The 22,840-nt window shown below is 70.5% G+C and carries 20 protein-coding genes; 8 read left to right on the forward strand and 12 right to left on the reverse strand.

Features of this window, described 5'->3' with window-relative positions; all coding sequences use genetic code 11:
- Positions 1-21: 21 nt before the first annotated feature.
- Complete coding sequence (locus tag ABZ845_RS20435; RefSeq protein WP_360981559.1) at positions 22-1,233, forward strand: glycosyltransferase; 1,212 nt, start codon at positions 22-24, stop codon at positions 1,231-1,233.
- 97 nt (positions 1,234-1,330) lie between these two features.
- Here ABZ845_RS20435 and ABZ845_RS20440 read toward each other — a convergent pair whose 3' ends face one another.
- Positions 1,331-2,395 carry a hypothetical protein gene (locus ABZ845_RS20440; protein WP_360981562.1) on the reverse strand — a complete coding sequence of 355 codons (1,065 nt, stop codon included), beginning with the start codon at positions 2,393-2,395 and terminating at the stop codon, positions 1,331-1,333.
- A 537-nt stretch (positions 2,396-2,932) separates the two neighbouring features.
- The gene (gene pepN / locus ABZ845_RS20445) at positions 2,933-5,527 is read right to left on the reverse strand and encodes an aminopeptidase N (RefSeq protein ID WP_360981565.1); all 2,595 of its coding nucleotides are present in this window, start codon (positions 5,525-5,527) and stop codon (positions 2,933-2,935) included.
- Between the two features lie 200 nt (positions 5,528-5,727).
- Between pepN and ABZ845_RS20450 the strand changes: the two genes are divergently transcribed.
- Positions 5,728-6,390 carry a DsbA family protein gene (locus tag ABZ845_RS20450; protein ID WP_360981568.1) on the forward strand — a complete coding sequence of 221 codons (663 nt, stop codon included), beginning with the start codon at positions 5,728-5,730 and terminating at the stop codon, positions 6,388-6,390.
- 7 nt (positions 6,391-6,397) lie between these two features.
- On the opposite strand, the gene ABZ845_RS20455 is transcribed toward ABZ845_RS20450, so the two are convergent.
- From ABZ845_RS20455 to ABZ845_RS20490, 8 genes are all read right to left on the reverse strand, one after another.
- Positions 6,398-6,619, reverse strand: coding sequence for a hypothetical protein (locus ABZ845_RS20455; RefSeq protein WP_360981571.1), 222 nt, complete (start codon positions 6,617-6,619; stop codon positions 6,398-6,400).
- Between the two features lie 288 nt (positions 6,620-6,907).
- Positions 6,908-8,302, reverse strand: coding sequence for an amino acid permease (locus ABZ845_RS20460; protein WP_360981574.1), 1,395 nt, complete (start codon positions 8,300-8,302; stop codon positions 6,908-6,910).
- A 121-nt stretch (positions 8,303-8,423) separates the two neighbouring features.
- Complete coding sequence (locus ABZ845_RS20465) at positions 8,424-9,317, reverse strand: TauD/TfdA family dioxygenase (protein ID WP_360981577.1); 894 nt, start codon at positions 9,315-9,317, stop codon at positions 8,424-8,426.
- 14 nt (positions 9,318-9,331) lie between these two features.
- Entirely contained in the window at positions 9,332-10,729 is a 1,398-nt protein-coding gene (locus ABZ845_RS20470) for an LLM class flavin-dependent oxidoreductase (protein WP_360981580.1), read from the reverse strand.
- Positions 10,726-11,460, reverse strand: coding sequence for an ABC transporter ATP-binding protein (locus ABZ845_RS20475; protein WP_360981583.1), 735 nt, complete (start codon positions 11,458-11,460; stop codon positions 10,726-10,728). Before ABZ845_RS20475 ends, ABZ845_RS20470 begins: the two co-directional genes overlap by 4 nt.
- Positions 11,436-12,296, reverse strand: coding sequence for an ABC transporter permease (locus tag ABZ845_RS20480; protein WP_360981586.1), 861 nt, complete (start codon positions 12,294-12,296; stop codon positions 11,436-11,438). The genes ABZ845_RS20475 and ABZ845_RS20480 overlap by 25 nt, the downstream gene beginning before the upstream one ends.
- A complete protein-coding gene (locus ABZ845_RS20485) occupies positions 12,293-13,360 on the reverse strand; it encodes an ABC transporter substrate-binding protein (protein ID WP_360981589.1) in 1,068 nt (355 codons plus the stop codon). The genes ABZ845_RS20480 and ABZ845_RS20485 overlap by 4 nt, the downstream gene beginning before the upstream one ends.
- 354 nt (positions 13,361-13,714) lie before the next feature.
- Positions 13,715-14,923 (reverse strand): ROK family protein, encoded by a 1,209-nt coding sequence (locus ABZ845_RS20490; protein WP_360981592.1) that lies wholly within the window; start codon positions 14,921-14,923, stop codon positions 13,715-13,717.
- A gap of 468 nt (positions 14,924-15,391) precedes the next feature.
- Here ABZ845_RS20490 and ABZ845_RS20495 point away from each other — a divergent pair, with 468 nt between their 5' ends.
- The gene (locus ABZ845_RS20495; RefSeq protein WP_360981595.1) at positions 15,392-16,015 is read left to right on the forward strand and encodes a biotin transporter BioY; all 624 of its coding nucleotides are present in this window, start codon (positions 15,392-15,394) and stop codon (positions 16,013-16,015) included.
- Positions 16,016-16,111: 96 nt separating this feature from the next.
- On the opposite strand, the gene ABZ845_RS20500 is transcribed toward ABZ845_RS20495, so the two are convergent.
- Positions 16,112-17,593, reverse strand: a complete 1,482-nt coding sequence (locus tag ABZ845_RS20500) for an amino acid permease (RefSeq protein ID WP_360981598.1) — start codon at positions 17,591-17,593, stop codon at positions 16,112-16,114.
- Between the two features lie 262 nt (positions 17,594-17,855).
- On the opposite strand from ABZ845_RS20500, the gene ABZ845_RS20505 reads away from it, so the two are divergent.
- Together ABZ845_RS20505 and ABZ845_RS20510 are read left to right on the forward strand one after the other, a co-directional pair.
- The gene (locus ABZ845_RS20505) at positions 17,856-18,341 is read left to right on the forward strand and encodes a ribose-5-phosphate isomerase (protein WP_360981601.1); all 486 of its coding nucleotides are present in this window, start codon (positions 17,856-17,858) and stop codon (positions 18,339-18,341) included.
- Positions 18,342-18,449: 108 nt separating this feature from the next.
- Positions 18,450-19,265: a DNA-formamidopyrimidine glycosylase family protein gene (locus ABZ845_RS20510; RefSeq protein WP_360981604.1), complete on the forward strand. Its 816-nt coding sequence runs from the start codon at positions 18,450-18,452 to the stop codon at positions 19,263-19,265.
- Between the two features lie 10 nt (positions 19,266-19,275).
- On the opposite strand, the gene ABZ845_RS20515 is transcribed toward ABZ845_RS20510, so the two are convergent.
- Positions 19,276-20,505: a GNAT family N-acetyltransferase gene (locus ABZ845_RS20515; RefSeq protein WP_360981607.1), complete on the reverse strand. Its 1,230-nt coding sequence runs from the start codon at positions 20,503-20,505 to the stop codon at positions 19,276-19,278.
- 147 nt (positions 20,506-20,652) lie between these two features.
- Between ABZ845_RS20515 and ABZ845_RS20520 the strand changes: the two genes are divergently transcribed.
- The 3 genes from ABZ845_RS20520 to ABZ845_RS20530 all read left to right on the forward strand — a co-directional run bounded on the left by ABZ845_RS20520 (position 20,653) and on the right by ABZ845_RS20530 (position 22,817).
- The gene (locus ABZ845_RS20520; protein WP_360981610.1) at positions 20,653-21,834 is read left to right on the forward strand and encodes a PP2C family protein-serine/threonine phosphatase; all 1,182 of its coding nucleotides are present in this window, start codon (positions 20,653-20,655) and stop codon (positions 21,832-21,834) included.
- A 304-nt stretch (positions 21,835-22,138) separates the two neighbouring features.
- On the forward strand, positions 22,139-22,465 hold the full coding sequence (locus ABZ845_RS20525; RefSeq protein WP_360981613.1) for a hypothetical protein: 327 nt from the start codon (positions 22,139-22,141) through the stop codon (positions 22,463-22,465).
- A 31-nt stretch (positions 22,466-22,496) separates the two neighbouring features.
- Complete coding sequence (locus tag ABZ845_RS20530; RefSeq protein WP_360981616.1) at positions 22,497-22,817, forward strand: pore-forming ESAT-6 family protein; 321 nt, start codon at positions 22,497-22,499, stop codon at positions 22,815-22,817.
- The last annotated feature ends 23 nt before the right edge of the window (positions 22,818-22,840 follow it).

Raw genomic sequence — 22,840 nt, forward strand, 5'->3', positions numbered from 1 at the left:
CTCACAAGGCACCCTCTGCGCGTGCTCTCGGTCTACGAGGGCTTCTTTTCCGGGGGCGCCCGGATCCTTCACACCGACGTCGTCCTGGGACTCCAGGAAGGCGGCCAGTACCACCGCGTGCTGAGCCTCCACGGGGAAGTGCTCCGTGAGGCCACCCGGCAGGCGATGGAGAACGACGCCTGTTACCGGTCGCTGACCTCGTCCGGCGTCGAGGTGCAGTCCCTGGGCCGAACCTTCGGCCTTCCCGGGGCCCACCTCGCCGATCCGACGCTGTTCACCGGCCCCGAGCTGGCCACGACCGCGCGGGCCATGGCGGGCGCGGACGTCATCCTCTCGCTCAAGGAGCAGCCGCTCGCCCTGCTCAACCAGGCGGGCCTGCCGCGGCGCCCCGTGATCGTCAGTCTCCACCGCTCGGACCCCGAGAACCAGGGCGCCGCGCTCAGTGAGCTGAAGGCCGCCATCGCCGACGGCACGGTCGTGGCGTGCGTCTGCTGCGCCGAGTCGACCCGGGCCGCCTACGAGGCCGCCGGGATCCCGTCCGAGGTGCTGCATGTCATCCCCAACGGTGTCGACCTGTTCCGCTTCCAGCCAGACCCGGCCCGCCGGGCCCGGCTGCGCGCGGACCTCGGCATCCCCGGAACGGCGCCGGTGGTCGTCTTCGCGGCCCGCTACGACGCGATGAAGAACGTCTCACTGTTCCTGCGCGCCGCACGGGCCTGGCTGGCCGACGAGCCTGACGGGCATGTGCTGATGTGCGGCGCGGGTATGGCCGAGGGACAGCCCGGGCTGCGCGCCGACATCGAGGACGCGTTCGGGGACGACCTGCGCCACGCGGACCGCCTCCACCTGCTGGGGGTCCGGCGCGACATGGAGAACGTCTACGCCGCCTCCGACGTGGTGGCGCTGACCTCGGCCTGGGGCGAGGCCGCCCCGCTGTGCCTGATCGAGGGCATGATGTGCGGGGCCGTCCCCGTCACGACAGACGTGGGCGACAGCGCGGCGATCGTGGCCGGGCAGGGCTTCGTCACCCCGCAGGACCCCGAGGCCATCGCCCGGGCCTGGACCGAGGCCGTCGCCGCACGCCCCGGCCTCGAGCCGGTCCTCGCCCGCAGCCGCGAGCGGTTCAGCCGCACCCGCATGATCGCCTCGTACGCCGGTCTCATCGACCGTGTCCACGAGGTGGCGGTCCGGCCCGCCGCTCTCCCGGAGCCTCCCCTTCCGGAGCCGCTCTGACGGGCACACCGCACCCCGCGGTACACGAGGAGGGGTCATCGGCCGCCCGATGACCCCTCCTCTCCCCTCCTGTCCACCGCCCCCGCGGCCCCTGGGCCTACCGGGGCAGCACCACGACATACGCGGCCGGCTCCCGGTACGCCGCCGCCATCAGTGCCGTACGCACCACCGCGGCCTGCTGCTCCATCGCGTCCCGCAGCTTGCGCGGTGTGACGTGGACGACCGTGATCCCGAGCCGCTCCAGGTGCTCGCGCTTGCGGGCGTACTGCGCCGACAGCGCGTCCTCCTCCTGCCTCAGGCCGTGGCGCGGGCCGCGGGTGTCCACCTCGACCGCCACCGCCTGGTCGGGCCAGTAGGCGTCCAGACCGCCCAGGTAGGGGCCGCCCGGGAGCTTGAGGTCGACGTTCCACAGCGGTTCCGGGAGGCCGTACTCCCGCACCATCCGGTACAGGCGGTCCTCCGCGAGCGCCCGGCGCTCCGCCAGGATCGAGTCCACCGCGTCCACGACATGCGGGCGGCCCAGCAGTTTCGCGTGGTTCAGCTCCCGGACGACGGTGGCCGGTTCGCAGTGGCCGCCGCGTACGGCCTCCGTCATCAGACTGCGTACGGCCGCAGCGTCCGTGAGGCTCGCCACCGCGTCCGTGAGGGCGCGCGCGACCGGTGCGACGGGCAGTCCCGTCACCTGCCGCGGGGCCGGCATCACCGGGGTGCGGAGCACCCGCGCGCAGCCCGTGCTGCGCAGCCGGCGCAACCGTGGGACCAGGACGTCGATCTTCTCCAGCGCCGTCAGCGGGGGAGTGCAGCCGAAGCCGTACAACGTCAGCGCGGCCAGGCCCGTGATCATCGCGTCCGTCCTGCCCAGCGGCGGGAGCGGGCAGCTCGCACCCGGCTGGGCCGGCACTCCGGGCGCCAGGCCGGTCAGGGGCGCGCGGGTCGCGTACAGCAGCACCGCATGCAGACGTTCCTGGGAGGTCGGCGGGCCGGCGTGCAGCAGGTACACGCCCGGCAGGAACTGCTGCCAGGGCCCGCCGGGCCGGGTGTGCTCCTCGGCCTCGGCGGCGGTCACACCGTGGGCGCGCAGCTGGGCCGCGGTCAGCACCCGGCGCTGCACCTCCGACAGATGGCGGAGGGGGCGGGGGGAGAGCGGGGTGTCGTAGGTCATGCCCCCGGGGTTCCCGCGTCCGGTCCGCCCTCTAACCGCTGTTACACGCCTGTCGGCAAACACGGACAAGGCGGCGCTAAAGTACGGGCGTTCGACTGCCGAAACTACCGGGTTCAGGTGCGCAAACCTCCGGGTTACGGCTTCCGATTCTCCTATTTCGTAACTGTCGTGACTCCCTACTCGTCAACACGCGAAACGCGCCCCGGATCCGGCACGCCGCCGACCGCGAGCAGGCCGCGGCTGATCACGCAGTTCCCACACCCCTGGAAACGCACTCCGCCCCCACACACCCGCAGCCGACAACGCCCCTGTTCAATGGCGCGGGGAACTGCGCGAAATCCCCCATGCACCGGTAGGTGACGACGCGCCTGTTCAGGGGCGCGGGGAACTGCGCGAAACCTCCAACGCACCGGCAGGTGACGACGCGCCTGTTCAGGGGCGCGGGGAACTGCGCGAAACCTCCAACGCGCCCGCAGCCGACAACGCACCTGCTCAGGGGCGCGAGGAACTGCGCAAAACCCCCAACGCGCCCGTCGCCTAAGACGCCCCGCCCTCAACCGCGTCACACGCCTGCCCCCGCAGCCCCCGAGCCAGATCGTCCCGAGCCTCCAGCACCAGCCTCCGCAACGCCGGCGCAGCCCCCTCGTGTGCGGCAAGCCACGCGTCGGCCGCGTCCACGGTGCCCTCCGAGTCCTGCAGCGAAGGGAACAGCCCCCGCACCACATCCATCCCGATCTGGATCGACCGCTCGGCCCACACCCGCTCGATGGCCGCGAAGTACTTCTCCGCATACGGCGCGAGCAACGACCGCTGCGACGCCTGTGTGAAGCCCGCGATGGTCGCCTCCACGAGCGCGTTCGAGAGGGTGTCCGACTCGACGACCTGGGCCCACGCCTGCTCCTTCACCGCCGCGGACGGGCGGGCGGCCAGGCAGCGGACCTGGTGGCGCTTGCCGGAGGCGGTGTCGTCACGTGCCAGCTCCGCCGCGAGCACCGACTCGTCCGCGACCCCGTGCGCCGCGAGCGGCGCAAGGAACGCCCAGCGCAGCTCCTGGTCCACCTCCAGGCCGTCGATCTTCTCCGTGCCCTCCAGCAGACCGCGCAGCAGCCGCAGTTCGGTCTCCTCGGACGCGACGGAGGCGAGGAACCGCGCCCAGGTCAGCTGGTGCTGGCTGCCCGGTTCGGCCCGCCGCAGCTCACTCAGCGCGCCCTCAGCAAGCAGCCGCCCGCCGCTCGTCCGCCAGTCGGGGGCCGCGTAGTACGTCAGGGCCGAGTTCGCCCAGGTGTGCAGCATCTGCAGCACACCGATGTCCGACTCCCGGCCGGCGAACCGCAGCACCAGGTCGATGAACTCCCGCGCCGGCAGCAGCGCGTCCCGGGTCATGTTCCACAGCGCCGACCAGCACAGTGCCCGCGCGAGGGGGTCGGTGATGTCGCCGAGCCGGTCCCCCAGGGTCGCCAGCGAGGTGGCGTCGAAGCGGATCTTGCAGTACGTGAGGTCGTCGTCGTTGACCAGGACCAGCTCGGGCTCCTCGGCGCCCGCGAGTTCGTGAATCACGGTCAGCGGACCGTCGACGTCCACCTCGGCGCGCGCGTACCGCACGAGCGCGCCTTTCTCGGTGCGGTAGAGGCCCACCGCGACCCGGTGCGGACGCAGTTCGGGGTGGGACTCGGCGGCTTCCTGGAGCACGGACAGCTCCGCGATCCGGCCGTCCTCACCGAGCAGCACCTGCGGGGTGAGGGAGTTGACGCCCGCCGTCTGCAGCCAGGACCGCGCCCAGGCGGCCATGTCGCGGCCACTGGTCTCCTCCAGGACCGACAGCAGGTCGGCGAGGCGCGTGTTGCCGTAAGCGTTGCGCTTGAAGTAGCGGCGCGCACCCTCCAGGAACGCGTCCCGGCCCACGTACGCCACCAGTTGCTTCAGCACGGAGGCACCCTTGGCGTAGGTGATGCCGTCGAAGTTGAGCTTGGCGTCCTCCAGGTCGCGGATGTCCGCCGTGACGGGGTGGGTGGACGGGAGCTGGTCGGCGCGGTAGGCCCACGCCTTGCGGTTGTTGGCGAAGGTGATCCAGCCATCGGTGAAGCGCGTCGCCTCCACCAGCGAGAACGAGCCCATGAAGTCCGCGAAGGACTCCTTCAGCCACAGGTCGTCCCACCACACCATGGTCACCAGGTCGCCGAACCACATGTGCGCCATCTCGTGCAGGATCACATTGGCCCGGCGCTCGTACGCCGCCTGTGTCACCTTGCCGCGGAAGATGAAGTTCTCCGTGAAGGTGACGAGACCCGGGTTCTCCATCGCGCCGAGGTTGTACTCGGGCACGAACGCCTGGTCGTACTTACCGAACGGGTACGGGTAGTCGAACTGGTCGTGGAAGAAGTCCAGGCCCTGCTTGGTGACCAGGAAGACGTCGTCCGCGTCGAAGTGCCTGGCCAGGCTCTTGCGGCACATCGCGCCGAGCGGGATCTCCAGCGTCGTGCCGTCGTCGAGGGCGCGGGAGTAGCTGTCCGAGATGTAGTGGTACGGGCCCGCGACCACCGCCGTGATGTACGTCGAGATCGGCTTCGTCTCGGCGAAGCGCCACACGCCGTCGTCGTCCAGCCCGCCCGCGCCGTTGCCCCACACCGTCCAGCCCTCGGGGGCCCGTACCTCGAAGCGGAAGGGGGCTTTGAGGTCGGGCTGCTCGAAGTTCGCGAAGACACGGCGGGAGTCGGCGGGCTCGTACTGCGTGTACAGGTACACCTCGCCGTCCTCCGGGTCGACGAAGCGGTGCATGCCCTCACCGGTGCGCGAGTAGGCGCACTGGGCGTCAACGACCAGTTCGTTCTCGGCGGCCAGGCCCTCCAGCCGGATACGGGCGCCGTCGAAGACCTCGCCGGGGTCGAGGTCCTTGCCGTTGAGGGAGACCGCGGTGACGGCGGGGGCGATCAGGTCGACGAAGCTGTCGGCGCCGGGCTCGGCGCAGCGGAAGCCGATCGTGGTGACCGAGCGGAAGGTGCGCGGGCCGGTGCCCGCGCCGCCGGGCGACTCGCCGGTGGCGGAGCGCAGATCGAGCGACACGTCGTACCCGTCGACGGACAGCAGGGCGGCCCGCTCCCGGGCTTCCTCGCGGGACAGGTTCTCACCGGGCACGGGGGCACTCCCTCTGGTCGGCTGGATCGGGCTGGTCCCCTGTGTGACGGGGCGAACAGACCGATATTGCCATGTGCCCCTGACGCCGGGCACCGGGGCGCACGCGCGGGCGCATTCCGCGAGGGACCGGGAATGACCGGCGCGCCGTCGATTGTTGCCCCGTAAACGAGCGTGTCCCGCCCCATGACTTACGGAGAACCATGTCCGAGACCGTGACCTCGTCCGGCAAGACCCCCGTCGACTTCTGGTTCGACCCGCTGTGCCCCTGGGCCTGGATGACCTCCCGTTGGGTCCTGGAAGTGGAGAAGGTCCGCGACATCGAGGTCCGCTGGCACATCATGAGCCTCGCCGTGCTCAATGAGGACAAGCTGGACCAGCTGTCCGAGGAGTACCGGGACATGCTCGCCACCAAGGCGTGGAAGCCGGTGCGTGTGGTGACCGCGGCGTGGCAGAAGCACGGCGCCGACGTCCTCGGCCCGCTGTACACCGCGCTCGGCACCCGTATCCACAACCAGGGCGAGGGTCCGACGCTCGAGGCGATCGCCGCCGCGCTGAAGGAGGCGGGGCTGCCCGCCGACCTGATCGACTACGCCGAGCAGGAGGACTTCGACTTCGACGCCGAGCTGCGCGCCTCGCACAAGGAGGGCATCGAGAAGGTCGGCCAGGAGGTGGGCACGCCGGTGATCGCTGTCCCGGGCGCCGACGGCGAGCAGGTCGCCTTCTTCGGCCCCGTGGTCACCCCGGCGCCCAAGGGTGAGGACGCCGCGAGGCTGTGGGACGGCACCCTTGCGGTCGCCTCCGTCCCGGGCTTCTACGAGATCAAGCGCACCCGGACGCAGGGGCCGGACTTCAGCAACCTCTAGAGGCGGCCTACAGCCCTTCCGGCAGGGTGGCGCCCACACTCCAGTGGTCCTTGCGCTGGACCCGGCGGCAGCCGGCGCGGGCGCAGCGGTGGTAGGCCTTGGCGACGAAGGGTTTGCCCTCCAGGCTCGGAGCGAGGACGAGCGCGGCCGCCGCCGTCTCCGCCTTGCCCTCCAGCTCCCGGAACTCCTGCATGGTGTCGGCACAGTTCGGGCACCGCACATACGCCATGAGCGCCTCCTCGGGGGAAGGCCACGGGCCGTCGGCACCGCGGCCCGGTGAGCGTAGGTGCTACCGGGAGGTAGGAGAATGCCCCTGTGAGCGCGTGCGTGCGTTCCAGGGGCATTCGTCAGCCTGCCCGCGTGACGGGTGAGAAGACGATCACGTGGCAGGGTCCGCTCGAGCTTATTGCAAGTCAGTTGCAACTGCATGCCATGGGTGGCATCGAGTAACGCGGGTAAGGGGGAAGGCCCCCCACGTGTCGCACGTGTGAGGGGCCTTCCGAGGTGCGCGGAGGCGTCAGCCCCCGGAGCCGCGTGCCCGCTGCCGGGCGTACCCCACAACCGCCAGGACCAGCGTCATCGCGCCCGTCGAGTACAGCTGCACCCGTGTGTCCGGCTGCCGCGCCATCAGGACGAAGACGGCGGCCATGCCCGCCAGCGCGACCCAGGTCAGGAAGGGGAACGCCCACATGCGGACGACCAGCTTCTCGGGCTCCTCCCGCGCCAGACGGCGGCGCAGCCTCAGCTGCGACACCCCGATGAAGAACCAGACGACCAGGACCACCGCGCCGATCATGTTCAGCAGCCAGGGGAAGACGTCGTCGGGCCGCCAGTAACTGAGGAGCACACAGATGAACCCGCACACGCAGGAGGTGAGCACCGCGATCCGCGGCGCGCCGCCGGACACCCGGGCCAGCGCCTTCGGACCCTGGCCCCGCTGGACCAGGGAGTAGGCGATGCGCGAGGAGCCGTAGATGTTGGCGTTCATCGCCGAGAGCAGGGCGACCAGGATGACGACCTTCATCAGCTGAGCCGCGCCGGGGATGCCCAGGTGGTCGAGGGCGGCGACGTACGGGCCCTTCTCGACCAGCTCCTTGGAGTCCCACGGGACCAGCGTGACGATGACGGCCATCGAGCCGATGTAGAAGACGGCGATCCGCCACATCGCGGTGCGCACGGCGCCCGCCACACCCTTGACCGGGTTCTCGGACTCGGCCGCCGCGATGGTCACGGTCTCCAGGCCGCCGTACGCGAACACCGATGCGAGCAGGCCGATGACGAGGCCCTGACTTCCGTGGGGCAGGAAGTCGTCGAGGTTGGAGGTGCCCGGGGCGTCCGTGCCGGGCAGGAACCCGGCGATCGCCAGCACACCGAGCACCAGGAACAGGGTGATCGCGCCGACCTTCAGTGCCGCGAACCAGAACTCGAACTCGCCGAAGTTCTTCACCGAGGCCAGGTTCGCGGCACAGAACACCACCATGAACAGCGCCACCCACGCCCACTCGGGGGTGCCGGGCAGCCAGCCGGTGACTATCTTCGCGGCGCCGATGCCCTCCAGGCCGACGGCCGTGCACAGCAGCACCCAGAACGCCCAGCCCGCCGTGAACCCCGCCCAGGGACCGATCGCCCGCTCGGCGTGCGCCGAGAACGACCCGGACGACGGATAGGCGGCGGACATCTCGCCGAGCATCCGCATCACGAGCATGACGAGCAGGCCGGAGACGGTGTACGCGATCACGACTGAGGGTCCGGCGGCGGCGATCGCGGCGCCCGAGCCGACGAACAGTCCGGCGCCGATCACCCCGCCGAGGGCGATCATCGACAGATGGCGCTGCTTGAGGCCGTGGGACAGGGAGGCATCGTCCGCCTCGGGCGGCGTCGCCGTCGGCGTCTCGGCAGTACTGCTGGGCATGTGCGCGGCTCGTCCAGTGCGATAGAGGGGCAAAATCGCCCATAGTCTGGGCGGCCTCCGTGCTTGCGCGTGGAGGCCGCCCACGATCCGGACGCCCGCTGTGCGGAACGTAAGGGTCCGGTTACCCGGCGACCGGGGTGTAGTGAGTCGCGTCGCCCTCGACCGAGTAGCTCTCCTTTCCGTCGATGCCGGCCGGGATCTCGCCCGCCACGGTGACCCGGTGCAGACGGCGCGGCAGGTCGTCGTAGTTGTCGACGGCGTAGTGCTGGGTGATGCGGTTGTCGAACAGGACCAGCTGGTCGGGAGACCAGCGCCAGCGCAGCACGTTCTCCGGGCGGGTGACATACGCCTGGAGCAGGTCCAGGATCGTGCGGGACTCCGGTACCGACAGGCCGACGATGCGCTGTGCGAATCCGCCGATGAACAGGCCGCGCTCGCCGGTCAGGGGGTGGACGCGGACCACGGGGTGGGCGGTGCGGTACTTGATGGATGTGAACTGGGCGCGCTGGGCGGCCTTCTCCTCGTCGACCGCCTCATCCGGTACCGCGTAGTCGTAGTCGTTGGTGTGTTCGGCCCACAGGGTGTCGGCGAGGCGGCGCAGCGGCTCGGGCAGATCTCGGTAGGCGCCCGCGGAGCTGGCGATGAGTGTCTCGCCGCCGTAGGGCGGGACGGTGATGCTGCGCAGGGTGCTGGCCTGCGGCGGGTTGAGGACGAAGGTCACGTCGGTGTGCCAGTGGTTGGCGCGGCCCCGCTCGCTGTCCACGGGCAGCACGTTGGGGGCGCCCTCGACGGCGGGCACCGTCGGATGGGCGGTGGTCAGCTCCCCGAAGTGACGGGCGAAGTCCTGCTGGCCCTCGTCGTCGAGGCGCACGTCGTCGAAGACCAGGGCCTTGTGGGCGTTCAGCGCCTCCCGGAGGGCGGCGACCGTCTCCTCGTCGAGCGGCTTGGAGATGTCGACGCCGCGGACTTGGGCGCCGATGTTCGCGGTGACCTTGCGGATGTCGATGTCGGTCATGGCAAGCGGTCCTTTCAGTGGGTGGCGAGTGCCGGGGTGGAGGCGAGTGCCGGGGTGGAGGCGAGTGCCGGGGTGGAGGAGGAGTACCGGTTGGCGGGGCGGGGAAGGCCGTAGCGCGCCCGCAGGGTCCTTCGGGGCCCGTACTCCGTGCGCAGCAGCCCCCGGGAGCGCAGGATCGGGACGACGTGCTCCACGAAGGCCTCAAGACCGGAGGGCAGGAGTGCGGGCATGATGTTGAAGCCGTCCGCCGCGCCGTGCGTGAACCAGGTCTCCATGGCGTCCGCGACCTGCTCGGGCGTACCTGCGAAGGTGAGGTGACCGCGCCCGCCGCCGAGCCGCCCGATCAGCTGCCGGACGGTGAGCCGCTCCCGTCTGGCCAGCTCCACCACGAGTGTGTAGCGGCTCTTGGCGCCCTCGATGGCGCTCTCGGGAGGCAGGTCGGAGGGGAGCCCGGCGTCGAGGTCGAGAGTGCCGGGCTCCAGGTGCAGCAGGTTCTCGAGCCTGGCGCGCCCGTGCTCGTGGACGATGTGGTCCTCCAGAACCTGCTCGCCCGCGCGCGCCTCGGCCTCGGTCGAGCCCAGGACCGGGACGATGCCGGGCAGCACCCTGATACGGTCCGGGTCCCGGCCCGCCGCGGCCGTGAGGGACTTGAGATCCGCGTAGAAGGCCTGTGCGTCGGCGAGGGTCTGCTGCGCGGTGAACACCGCCTCCGCGTACCGGGCCGCAAAGCGCCGGCCGTCCTCGGAGGAGCCCGCCTGCACCAGGAGGGGGCGGCCCTGGGGCGAGCGGGGGACGTTCAGTGCGCCCTCGACACCGAAGTACGTCCCCTTGTGCCGTGCCGGGTGGATCTTGGTGTCGTCGCCCCAGACGCCTGCCGCCTTGTCGGCGACTATCGCGTCGTCCTCCCAGCTGTCCCAGAGCTTGAAGGAGACGTCCAGGAACTCGGCGGCACGGGCATAGCGGTCGGCGTGCGCCGGTTCGTCCTCCAGACCGAAGTTGCGCGCGGCCTCGCCGCCGGCCGTGGTGACGATGTTCCAGCCCGCCCGGCCCCCGCTGATGATGTCGAGGGAGGCGAACCTGCGGGCCAGGTTGTACGGGGAGTTGTAGGACGTGGAGGCCGTGGCGATCAGGCCGATGTGTTCGGTCGCCGTCGCCAGGGCGGTGAGCAGGGTGAGCGGCTCCAGTGCGCCGGCAGGACGCTGGGCGACGCTCCCCCACAGCTGGGGACTGTCGGCCAGGAACAGGGAATCGAAGGTGCCGAGTTCGGCGATGCGCGCCAGTCCGACGTAGTGGGCGAGCTCCACATGCGCGTAGGGGTCGCTCTCCGGCAGGCGCCACGAGGCTTCGTGGTGGCCGGTGTTCATCAGGAAGGCGTTGAGATGCAGCTGCCTCGAGGTACCTCGTGAGGTCATTGAGAGTTCTCCGTCACGCCCAGCGCGGCCAGGAGCCGCTCGCGGTACTCGCCGAGCAGCGGCTCGCGGTACGAGCGCGGGTGGGGGCGGTCGATGGTCAGGTCGAGGCCGATACGGCCCCGGTCCAGGACGAGCACGCGGTCGGCGAGCACGATCGCCTCGTCCACGTCGTGCGTGACGAGCAGCACCGAGGGGCGGTGGCGTTCCCACAACTGCCTGAGCAGAGCGTGCATACGGATCCGGGTGAGGGCGTCCAGCGCCCCGAACGGCTCGTCGGCCAGCAGCAGTTCGGGCTCCTGGACCAGGGAGCGGGCCAGCGCGGCACGCTGAGCCTCGCCGCCGGACAGCTCGCCGGGCCAGGTCCGCTCACGACCCCCCAGGCCCACCTCGGCCAGGGCGGCGCGACCGCGTTCCGCCGTGTCCTTCCCGGACCTTCCGAGCAGCACGTTGTCGAGTACGCGCTGCCAGGGCAGCAGCCGGGAGTCCTGGAAGACCACGGACACCCGCCCGGGGGCGTCGATCCCGCCGCTGCCGGCGACTGCGTGATCGATACCCGCGATGGCCCGCAGCAGCGTGCTCTTGCCGGAGCCGCTGCGCCCGAGCAGCGCCGTGAACTGGCCCGCGGGCAGTTCGAGATCGATGCCGTCGAGGACCTCGCGGCCGTCGAACGACCTGGTCAGGCCCTGAATACGGACGGCGTGACGAGTCAGTTGGCCAGTGTGCGGCGCCATGACAGCACCCTCCTCTCCAGGAGACGTACCGCGCTGTCGGAGGCCAGGCCGAGGACGCCGTAGATCAGCAGTCCGACGAGGATGATGTCCGTACGGCCGTAGTTCTGCGCCTGGAACATCATGTAGCCGAGCCCGCTGGTGGCGTTGATCTGCTCAAGGACGACCAGCCCCAGCCAGGAGCCGGTGACCCCGAGCCGCAGCCCCACGAAGAAGCCGGGCAGCGCACCGGGGACCACGATGCGCCGGACGAAGGCGAACCTCGACAGACCCTGGACCTCGGCGAGTTCGACGTACCGCTGCTCGATACCGGCCAGCGCGGCGTGGGTGTTGAGGTAGACGGGGACGTATACGACGATGGCGATGATCGCGATCTTGAAGGTCTCACCGATACCCAGCCAGAGGATGAACAGCGGGATCAGGCCGAGGGTCGGGATCGCCCGGTTGAGCTGCACCGTTCCGTCGATCAGTGCCTCACCCGCCCGGCTGAGCCCGGACGCGAGCGCGAGCGTCACGCCCGCGGCCAGACCGATCGCGAAGCCGTAGGCGGCTCGCTCCAGGGAGGTCAGGACATCGGTGGGCAGGGTGCCGCCGGTCCACAGCCGGACGCCTGTCCTCAGGACCGTCCAGGGAGGCGGGATCGCGCCGGGGTCGAGCCGGCCGGCGGCGGAGGCGACGGCCCACAGCACCAGGAGGAGAACGGGGCCGGCGAGCCGGGCGGCGGGAAGCCGCCTGCCCGGGGCGAGGCGGCGGCGCCTGCGCACCGGTCGGATCTGTTCGTCCGCTTCGACCGGTGCGACACCGGTCGCCGACGTCGTGGTCGTGGTCACGGCCGTCACCTCCGGTACTCCGTCGGCACGGCCTTCGCCGCGATGCCCTCGAAGCGCCGGTCGAAGAGCGAGTCCACCTTGAACCTCTTGACGAAGCCGCCGTCCGCGAGCAGGTCCGCGGTCTCCTGCTCCCAGGCGATTGCCTCGTGCCAACTCGGAGGGAACAGCGGCTTGTTGGCCAGCTTCGTGATCGACTCGGCCTGGGCCGGAGTCAGGTTCTGGGTCTTCACGTAGAACTCCCTGTTCCAGAGGTCGGGGTGTTCGTACTGCCACACCTGGCCCTTGGCCCACTGCGGGATGTAGGCGGCGACCGCAGCGGCCTTCGCGGGGTCGTCCAGCACCGAGGCCGGTGCCCACAGCAGGTTCAGCAGGTCGACGACGTCCGTACGCAGGGTGCGCGCGCCCTTGGACGCGTACTGCTCCAGATAGGCAGGCACTTGCTGATTGGCGAGCGGGGCGACATCCACCTGGCCGGACTGGAGGGCGGTGAGGAACTGGTTGCTGGTCAGCGGGACCAGATCGGCGTCGTCGTACTTCAGCCCGGCCTGCTTCAGCGCCCGCAGAAGTACGACGCCCTGCGCCTGCCCTTGTGAGAAGGCGAGTTTCCTGCCCTTGAAGTCCTCGACCGTGCGGATATCGCTGCCGGGTTTGGTGGCGAACAGGTAGGTGGGCTTGCGGGTGATGTCGATCGCTACGATCCTCGCGTCAAATCCCTGGTAATGCGCTTGGATGGGCGGGATTCCGGCGTTGTTGGCGACGTCGAGGGACCGGGCCCGAAAGGCGTTGATGACGTCGGGCCCCGCCCCGATGTCGACCCAGTCCGACACCGTGAACGGCAGTGGAGGAAGGCCGGACAACCGGAACTGCACCTGCTGGACATGCTGATACGAGGCGATCTTCAGGCTCGTCCCGGCCGGGACCTTGTCGGCCAGCGGCGCCGATGGGGCGCTCCGGGTTCCGGAGGCGGCGCTGCTCTCCGCGCAGCCGCTCAGCCCGGCGGCAGCGGCGGCGGCGCCGAGCAGGGAGGAGAGGAACAGCCGCCGGTCGACGGCGGGCGTGGGCGGAGCGGGCATGGGAGAACCCCCTGGGTTTCATGGGAAAGAAATCAGGAATGCCGGGATTCCAGTACGGTGAAGTCCGGAACGGAGGCAGAGAGAAATCGCGGGAAAGATCGCGGGGAAAGGAATTGGGCGGGCGTGAATGGCGCTGAAGGCGCCAAATGCGTCGAAGGTGTCACGGAGCCGTGGAATCGCGGAGAGTTGATCCGGCGGCGCGCAAGCGTGTCCGCGCGTCGGCGATTCTGTGTGTCAGCGCGTCAGCAGCAAAGGGTGCGACAGGTGCGACAGTTCATGTGCGGGCTCATGAACACCATGTTCCTGGCCTCCCGCAACCCGTGTCAACATTCCGAGTTTCTGAATTAATTCGGCTCAGGCGAACGCGCCCAGCGGATCCCGGTAGAGCACGTCCAGAGCCACCGATCCGGCCGCCACGGCCGGTACGGAACCGGGAAAGCTGGTCGGCACGGCGACTGTCGCCCGGTCGGGCCCCAGCGCTTCCCGTAGCGTGGTCAGGCAGTCCGCCCGGTGCGTCACTCCGGCCTCGGCGACGACGATCGCCTCCGGGTTGAGCAGGTCGAGCAGCAGCCCCGCCGCCCGCCCGGTCGCCCGGGCCCGCTCCACCAGCAGCCGCACCGCCACCGCGTCACCGGCCGCCGCCGCGGCGACCACCCGCATCGGATCCATACCGTCGGTGACACCCGCCCGACGGGCCCGCCGGCACAGCGTCAGATCGCTCAGTTCGGCCTGGAGGCAGCCGCTGCGCCCGCAGTCGCAGGACTCCGAGCCGCCCGGCACCGGAAGATGGGCGATCGCCCCCGCCCGGGAACGGGGGCCGTGATGCACCTCGTCGTTGGTGGCGAACGCCGCCTCCACCATGGTGCCGACGAACAGGTGCAGCACGCTGCCGCTGCCGCGGACCCGCCCGAACAGCCGCTCACCGTTGACCAGCGCCCGCGCGTGCCCGTCCACGTGCACCGGCAGCCCCGTACGCGCGCTGACCAACTCCCGTACCGGGACGTCCCGCCAGCCGAGCAAGGCGTGCTCGACGACGGTTCCGCGGTCGCGGTCCACCCAGCCCCCCGTCGCCACCCCGACGGCCAGAGGTCTGCTGTCACGGGCTTCCGCCAGGAGTGCCCGCAGTGCGTCGACCGCCCGTGCCAGCACCTGCCGGGGTTCGTCGGGCCGGTGCCGAAGCCGTCGTTCGGCCACCACCCGGCCGCGCAGGTCGAGCAGGGCGACCGTGGTGTACGGCACCGCCACATGCACCCCGCCGACCACCAGCCGCGAGCCGTCGAGGTCGACGGGTGTGTGCGGGCGCCCCGCCCCCTTCGGCCGCCGCGACGCGGTCGTCTCACGGATCAGCCCGAGCTGGGTGAAGCGGGCGCAGTAGTCCGTCACCGAGGCCGGGGACAGCCCGGTCAGCCGGGCGATGGTGCTGCGTGCGACCGGCCCGTGCTCCAGCACGGACCGCAGGACGGTGCTCGCGCTCGTCCGTCGCCGGTCGGGATCGGCGGCGCGAGGCATGGCAGAGGCGGAAGGGGCAGGCAAAGCGGCAAGGGCCGCTGCGGTGCGGGGCATGGAAGCTTCCTCGGGAACGGGTCCGACACTGTGCCGTCCGAACAGGCGAGGCGTTCCGGAGCCGCTCCGTCCCGCCTCACACCGGGCGGCGACAGGTGGCCGTGCCCTGGCGCCGCAGGTCGACATAGCGACGCGACGTGAAGTTCCGGGCCTGGGCAACCATGAGCCCGAAGCTAGCAAAAGGGCTCACCGCTGCCCAGACAGCGACCGACGGGCGAGACGACGGCCGTTCGAGGAGCGGGCGTAATTGGGGGAACCCCACAGTCACCCTGGAAGGCTCGCCTGTACCGTCGGCCACTTCACCTCAGTGACCGGCATCACGCCGGGCCAGATGGAGCCCCTCCTTTTGTGCACAGCCCACCAAGCAGCGGATCAAGCCTTTGTCGATCGCTGACGGTGATCGTCCCGCCGCCCCCGGGATAGCGTCGCCGTGTCCCGAACCGCCTCCAGCCCCGGAGTGAGTCCTTCATGAGCACCGCCGCCACCGCCATCGCCCGCCCGGGCAAGGTCCTCGGGGACCTGCTTCCCGCCCCCAAGCTCTCGGCTTCGCTCGAGCAGGGCGGTGCCTCCACCCGCGTCCGCGATGCCGCCCTCGTGGTCGGCGGCGCCCTGCTCACCGGGCTCGCCGCGCAGCTCTCGGTGCCCGTGCCGGCCTCCCCGGTGCCGGTGACCGGTCAGACCTTCGCCGCGCTGCTGGTGGGCACGTCCCTCGGTGCCGGGCGAGGTTTCCTGTCGCTCGCTCTGTACGCCCTGGCCGGTGCGGCCGGCATCCCGTGGTTCGCCGGCGGGACCTCGGGAGCGTCCGCCCCCTCCTTCGGCTACATCCTGGGCATGCTGCTCGCCTCCACGGTCGTGGGCGCCCTGGCCCGCCGCGGCGCCGACCGCTCGGTGCTGCGCACCGCAGGAGCGATGCTGCTGGGCGAGGCGATCATCTACGCGGTCGGCGTCCCCTACCTGGCCGTCTCCACGGGGATGTCCGCGAGCGTCGCGATCGCGAAGGGACTCACCCCGTTCCTGATCGGCGATGCCCTGAAGGCGGCCCTGGCGATGGGCCTGCTGCCCACCGCCTGGAAGCTCGTCGACAAGAAGTGAGGCCGTTCCTCCTCTGACCAGTTCCCCCGACGCAAGGCGAGGGCCCCGCGGCGCAGTGCCGCGAGGCCCTCGTGTCCGATCGGGCGCATGTGCCGGTCAGGCGCCGACCTCGGCCTTCGCCTGGTCCGCGTCCTCGACGGCCGCCGTCGAGACACGGGCGCCGCCCAGCCTGTGCTTGATCACGGCGATGACGAGCACCACCGCGGCGACAAGGAGCGAGAGCAGGACGGTCTCGCGTCCGTCGTGCTCCGTGTCGGTCAGCATGTAGCCGAGGACGAACACGATCAGCCCCGCAGCCGCCCAGGTCAGATACGGGTACAGCCACATCCTCACGATCAGCTTCTCCGGCGCCTCGCGCTGGATGATCTTCCGCATCCGCAGCTGCGAGAAGCAGATCGCCAGCCAGACGAACAGGGCGACCGCACCGCTGGAGTTCACCAGGAAGAGGAAGACCGAGTCCGGGTACTTGTAGTTGAAGAAGACGGCCAGGAAGCCGAAGAGGACGGAGACGACGATCGCCGTCATCGGCACACCGCGGCTCGTCGTACGGGCGAAGGCCTTCGGAGCGTCGCCTCGCTCACCGAGCGAGAAGGCCATACGGGAGGCCGTGTAGAGCCCGGAGTTCAGGCAGGACAGCACGGAGGTCAGCACGATGAAGTTCATGATCTGGCCGGCGTGCGCGATGCCGAGGGAGTCCAGGGCGGCGACGTAGGAGCCCTTGTCCTGGATCGACGCGGCGTTCCACGGCACCAGGGAGACGACCACGAGGATCGAGCCCAGATAGAAGACCCCGATACGCCAGATGATGCTGTTGGTCGACTTGGTCACCGCGCGCCGCGGGTCCTCCGACTCGCCCGCCGCCAGCGTGGCGATCTCGCTGCCCATGAAGGAGAAGACGACCAGCAGCACACCGGTGAGGATGGAGCCGGGACCGTGGGGCAGGAAGCCGCCGTGGCTGGTGAGGTTCCCGAAGCTCGCCTGGTCGCTGTGGACACCGGGCAGCACGCCGAAGATCGCGAGCGCGCCGACGATGATGAAGGCGCCGATCGCGACGACCTTGATTCCGGCGAACCAGAACTCGAACTCACCGTAGGAGCCGACGGACACCAGGTTGGTGGCGGTCAGCACGAACATGACGATCAGGGCCCAGCCCCACTGGGGCACGGCCGGGATCCAGCCCTCGAGGATCTTGGCGCCCGCGGTCGCCTCCACGGCGAGCACGACCACCCAGAAGAACCAGTACAGCCAGCCGATCGAGAATCCGGCCCAGCTGCCGAGCGCGCGGTCGGCGTGCGCGGAGAAGGAGCCGGAGGTGGGGTTCGCGGCGGACATCTCGCCCAGCATGCGCATCACCAGCACCACGAGCGTGCCGACGAGGGCGTAGGAGAGCAGGATGCCGGGGCCCGCGGTGGCGATTCCGCTGCTGGAACCGACGAACAGGCCGGCACCGATGACGCCGCCGATGGCGATCATCGTCAGATGACGGTTCTTGAGTCCGGCCTTCAGGCCGCCGCCGGGGTCTCCGGCGTTGACGGTATGGGGGCTGCCGGTGTTTGTGGGGGTCGGCTGCGAGGTCATGAAGGATATTTCCTTTGAGCCGGTGTGTACGGAATGTGAGGGACACACGTACGTACGAACACGTCCGGTCCCGTACGAGCGGTACGGGGTCTCGTACGGGCGACGTACGAGTCGGTCCAGTGAATCGGAGGCATATGGATTCAGGAACCTTTGAATCCTGATTGTTACTTGAGGTTTCCTTGAGGTTCTATAGCCTGGCTCACATTCCTGGCAGGTAATACCCAGCGAGGCCCGTCGGCGGCGGGCGTGACACACTCGGATCATGCGCGTGTATCTCGGCTCCGACCATGCCGGCTTCGAACTCAAGAACCACCTCGTCGAGTGGCTCAAGGCCGCCGGCCACGAGCCCGTCGACTGCGGGCCCCACATCTACGACGCCCAGGACGACTACCCGCCGTTCTGCCTCCGCGCCGCGGAGCGCACGGCCGCGGACTCCGACGCCCTCGGCATCGTGATCGGCGGCTCCGGCAACGGGGAGCAGATCGCCGCGAACAAGGTGAAGGGCGTGCGGGCGGCCCTCGCGTGGAGCGAGGAGACGGCGTCCCTGGGCCGGCAGCACAACAATGCGAACGTCGTCGCCGTGGGTGCGCGCATGCACACGCAGGAGGAGGCGACGAAGTTCGTCGAGACGTTCCTGAACACGCCGTTCTCGGGCGATGAGCGGCATGTGCGGCGCATCGACATGCTGGCCTCGTACGAGACCACCGGCGAGCTCCCGCCGATCCCCCCGCACCACCCGCAGGCCTGAGGCCCGCAGGCCGGAGGTTCCGGCCCGTAAGGCCCGCAGGCTTCGGCGCTGTCCCGGCGTCTCGGGACAGCGCCCGTCGTACGACGTTCACCGGGAGGCAGGGACACCGTGCCGGAGGGGCACACCATTCACCGGCTGGCCGAGGACTACGCCGCACGCTTCGGCGGCGGCGCCGTCGGCGTCAGCAGCCCCCAGGGCAAGTTCGCCGACGCCGCCGCCCTCCTCGACGGGGCCGAGCTGCGTACCGCCGACGCCCATGGCAAGCACCTCTTCCTCGGCTTCCGCGACGGCGACTGGGTGCACATCCACCTGGGTCTGTTCGGCAAGGTCGCCTTCGGCGACGCCCCCGCGCCCCCGCCCACCGGCACGGTGCGCCTTCGCCTGGCGAACCCGGCCTCGTACGTCGACCTGCGTGGTCCCACCACCTGCGCGCTGATCACCGACGACGAGAAGGCGGCCCTGCACGGCAGGCTCGGTCCCGACCCGCTCCGTGACGACGCCGACCCCGCCGCCGCGTACCGCAGGGTGTCCCGGAGCCGCACGACCATCGCCGCCCTTCTGATGGACCAGAAAGTCATCGCCGGAGTCGGGAACGTCTACCGCGCAGAAGTCCTCTTCCGGCATGGCATCGACCCGTACCGGTCCGGCAGGGACATCGCGCCCGCCGAGTGGGACGCGATCTGGGCCGACCTCGTGGGCCTGATGCGCGAGGGCGTACGCAACAACCGCATAGACACCGTCCGCCCCGAACACACCCCCGACGCCATGGGCCGCCCGCCGCGTGTGGACGACCACGGCGGGGAGGTGTACGTGTACCGCAGGGCCACCCTGCCCTGCCACATCTGTGGCGGCGAGATCCGCACCGCCGATCTCGCCGCCCGCAACCTGTTCTGGTGCCCTGCCTGCCAGCCTGCCGCGGTCTAGTGCCGCGGCACTAGAACCCGTGCGGCAGCCACGGCGCCACCGCTGAGCCGAACGCTGCCGACGCCTCCGCCAGGCCCCCCGGCCGCAGTTCCCGCACCCGGCCGGCCGCCGCCAGCGCGGCCAGGGACACCCCGCCGAGGTAGGCCGCTCCCAACTCCCGTACGGACAGGGCGAGGTCGGCGGCATCCGCGGACCGCGCGCACGAGGCCCCCTTGGAGTCACCGGTGAGCCGCCAACGCCCCGCGTTCCAGGGGCAGAAGTCGTCCTCGACCTCGAAGACCACGTCCACGGGCGCCTGATAGGTCCGCAGCTCCAGCGCCGCCGGGAGATCGACCAGACGCACATAGAGCGCGTCCCGCACCCGCGGCCTGCACCGCCGGATGTCGGACACCATGTACTGCCAGGCGTCGTCGACCGGCCGTGAGTGCACGCTCAGCGTCGTCATCAGGTCGATCCCGTACAGGAAGCGCCACAGCGCCGCCTCCGTCGCCGGGTCGAGCGCGGCGAAGCCCGACAGGGACACCGTGCCGTCGTGTCCGGAGACACCCCAGCCGAGCTTCGTGCGGAAGCGCGCGTACCCCGTGATCTCACCGTCCCGTCCGGCGACCACGCACTGCAGCGCGGAGGCCCCGTTCCGGTCGCTCGGCGCATCCAGCAGTCCGGCCCGCTCCCAGCCCGGCCGGCGCGCGAGCATGCCGGGGCGGCCGGGCACCAGCCGCGCGTACACGGCCTCGCACGCGTCCAGGGCGTCGGAGGGATCGGCGTACCGAATCCGTACGTCATCCGTACCGGCCGGAACGGACAGTCCGACGCGACTCGTGTCGATCTCCGCGTCGACCTGGAAGACCGCGGCGCCGTACCCGAACCGGGAGTAGATCGCCGGCTCCGAGGCGGTCAGCACCGCGAGCGGCTCGCCCCAGCTACGGATGTCGTCCAGTTGCCGGCGCATCATCGACCTCAGCAGCCCGCGTCTGCGGTGCGTGGCCGCGACGCTCACCATGGTGATGCCCGCGGCGGGGACCGAGAGGCCGCCGGGGACGGTGAGACGGAAGGTGAACGCACCCGCCGTTCCCACGCACGCCGATCCATCCCATATGCCGATGAAGCGGTCGAATTCGGTCAGGTCGCGCGTCAGTGCGCGCTCTTCGGGCGACTCGTCCGAAGAGCTGAAGGCGCGGAGGAGATTGCCGTACCAGTCGTCCCACTCGTCCTGCCGCAGCACCCGCACGTCGGTCGTCATGGGGCATGCCTACCAGGGCAATGCGGCACGAGCGACCGGATTTCCGCCGTGCCAGGGGGCGTGAACCTGTGAAGTTGGGCGCTCGGACGGGGGACAAGTGGGACCTCCCGTGCCAAGGGGCAGGTCCGATGGATAGGGTCCCGAGCAATGGCAGCAGGACGAGAGCGGCGCGCGGAAGCCGAGACGTTCGCGGCCCGGTTGAAGAAGCAGTGGCACCGGGCCCGCACCGGCCTGCGCAGATCCGCTGTGGACTACTTCCGCGGGGACGGTTCGGACTGGATCGCGCTGGCCGGTCTGCTGCTGATGATCCCGCTGATCGCGGCGGCCACCCTGTTCGATCCCGTGTGGTGCTCGCCCGCCCTCCTCATACTGCCGATCGTGGCGGGCGGCCTGCTGCTGCGCCCCTCCAGCCTGCTCGGCCTGTACGCGGCCGGGGCCACCGCGCTGATCGTCGAGTCCGTCAAGCTCGGCCCGTACACCGAGGGCCCGTCGAGGGTCACCCCCGGCGTCGTGCTCGTGGTCGCGGCCTGCGGGTTCTTCGGGCTGCTGATCGCGCAGTTCCGCAGCCGGGTCGGGGTGCCGTGGCGGCGCGGCGGAACCATGCTCTTCGACCTGCGCGAACGCATCCGGGTACAGAGCAACCTGCCCGGCCTGCCGGTGGGCTGGCACCGGGAGATGTCCCTCAGGCCGGCGGGCGGGCAGTCCTTCTCGGGAGACTTCGTGGTTGCCGCCCGGACGAACGGCGGCCGGACGCTGGAGGTCGTCCTGACGGACGTCTCGGGCAAGGGAATGGACGCGGGCTCACGGGCCCTGCTGCTGTCCGGGGCGTTCGGCGGCCTGCTGGGATCGCTCCCACCGCACGAGTTCCTGCCCGCGGCCAACGGCTATCTGCTTCGTCAGGACTGGGACGAGGGCTTCGCCACCTCCATCCATCTCGTCCTCGACCTGGAGTCGGGCGACTACGAGCTGTACTCCGCCGGTCACCCGCCGGGCCTCCAGCTCAGCGCGGGCAGCGGACGCTGGGAGGAGAAGGCCGCGGACGGGCCGCTCCTCGGCGTCTATGACGGCGCCCAGTTCGACCCGGTGAAGGGCTCACTGCGGGCCGGCGACGTCCTGATGCTGTTCACCGACGGCCTGGTGGAGACGGCCGAGCGGGACATCGTGGAGGGCATCGACCGCCTCACCGGTGAGGCGGACCGCTATGTCGCCGGCGGCTTCCACGGCGCCGCCTGGCATCTCATCGAGGCGGTCGCGAAGGACGTGAACGACGACCGTGCGCTGCTGCTGATCTGCCGCGACGGCCCGACGGCGCAGGCTGCGACGCGCTGAGGCCGGGGCGGCGGTCCGGGACCGCCGCCGCAGGCGTCGTTCCATGGCTCCAACGCTGCCTCGCTCCCACGCGCCCTCGCTCCCTCGTTCGCAGTGGTGACCGCCGAGTTCACCTGAACTGCTGTGCAAATGTGCGTGACATGTCCCGAATTCTCTTACGAGCCGATCACACCTTTGTGGCGGCCCAGTGGGTGCGGATTGCAAGGGCAATCGCGAAATTGGTAGAGATGGCTCCGCATACGGGTGAGACGGGGAGCAGGGCCGGAGGGCCGGATCGCCGGACGGCCGGGACGGTGAGGTCGCGATGAAGTTCGACATGGGGGCTCAGACCCTGTCGACGCTGATCAGCAATTCACGGGGGTCGAGTGACGACCTGCGAGCGCTGATCCGTCGACTCGTGCAGGCGGCACAGCCGTTGGAAGGGAAGTTCAACGGCGCGGGACGGGTCGCGTTCGACCGGTTCAAGTCCCGGGCGGACGGGATCGCGCAGGAGCTGAACGCGTCGTTGGCGGCGATTCTGGGCGGCCAGTCGGGGATGGACGCGGCATTCGCCTCGGGTGATCAGGAGCAGGGCGACAACGCGACGCGGCAGATGTCGGCGGCGGACTTCGACGGCGCGCGGTTCCGCTGAGCCGGGGCGAGTTGGGCGGGAGTGGTCTGTGATGGCGGGTGCGGGTGCGGGTGCTGACCGTCGGTCGTACGACACGGACGCGTCGGCGGATGCGCAGGGCAATATCCAGGCGGTGATCGGTCGTCTCGAGGAGGTCATCGCGGCGCGCGACCGCCAGGTGAAGGCGGCGATGGCGGACTTCACGGCGGATGGCGTGGCGGATGAGTACCACGCCAAGGAGCTGCGATGGAACCGGGCGTCGCGGGAGGTCAGAAACATCATCGCTCTGGTGAGGTCGACGCTGGAGCACAACGACACGACGGCGCAGTCGACCATGGCGAAGGCGAAGGCGGCGGTCGACGGCATCGGCTGAGTTCGCCGGGCGGGACGCGGAGG

This window comes from Streptomyces sp. NPDC047022, assembly GCF_040644155.1.
Classification (GTDB): domain Bacteria; phylum Actinomycetota; class Actinomycetes; order Streptomycetales; family Streptomycetaceae; genus Streptomyces.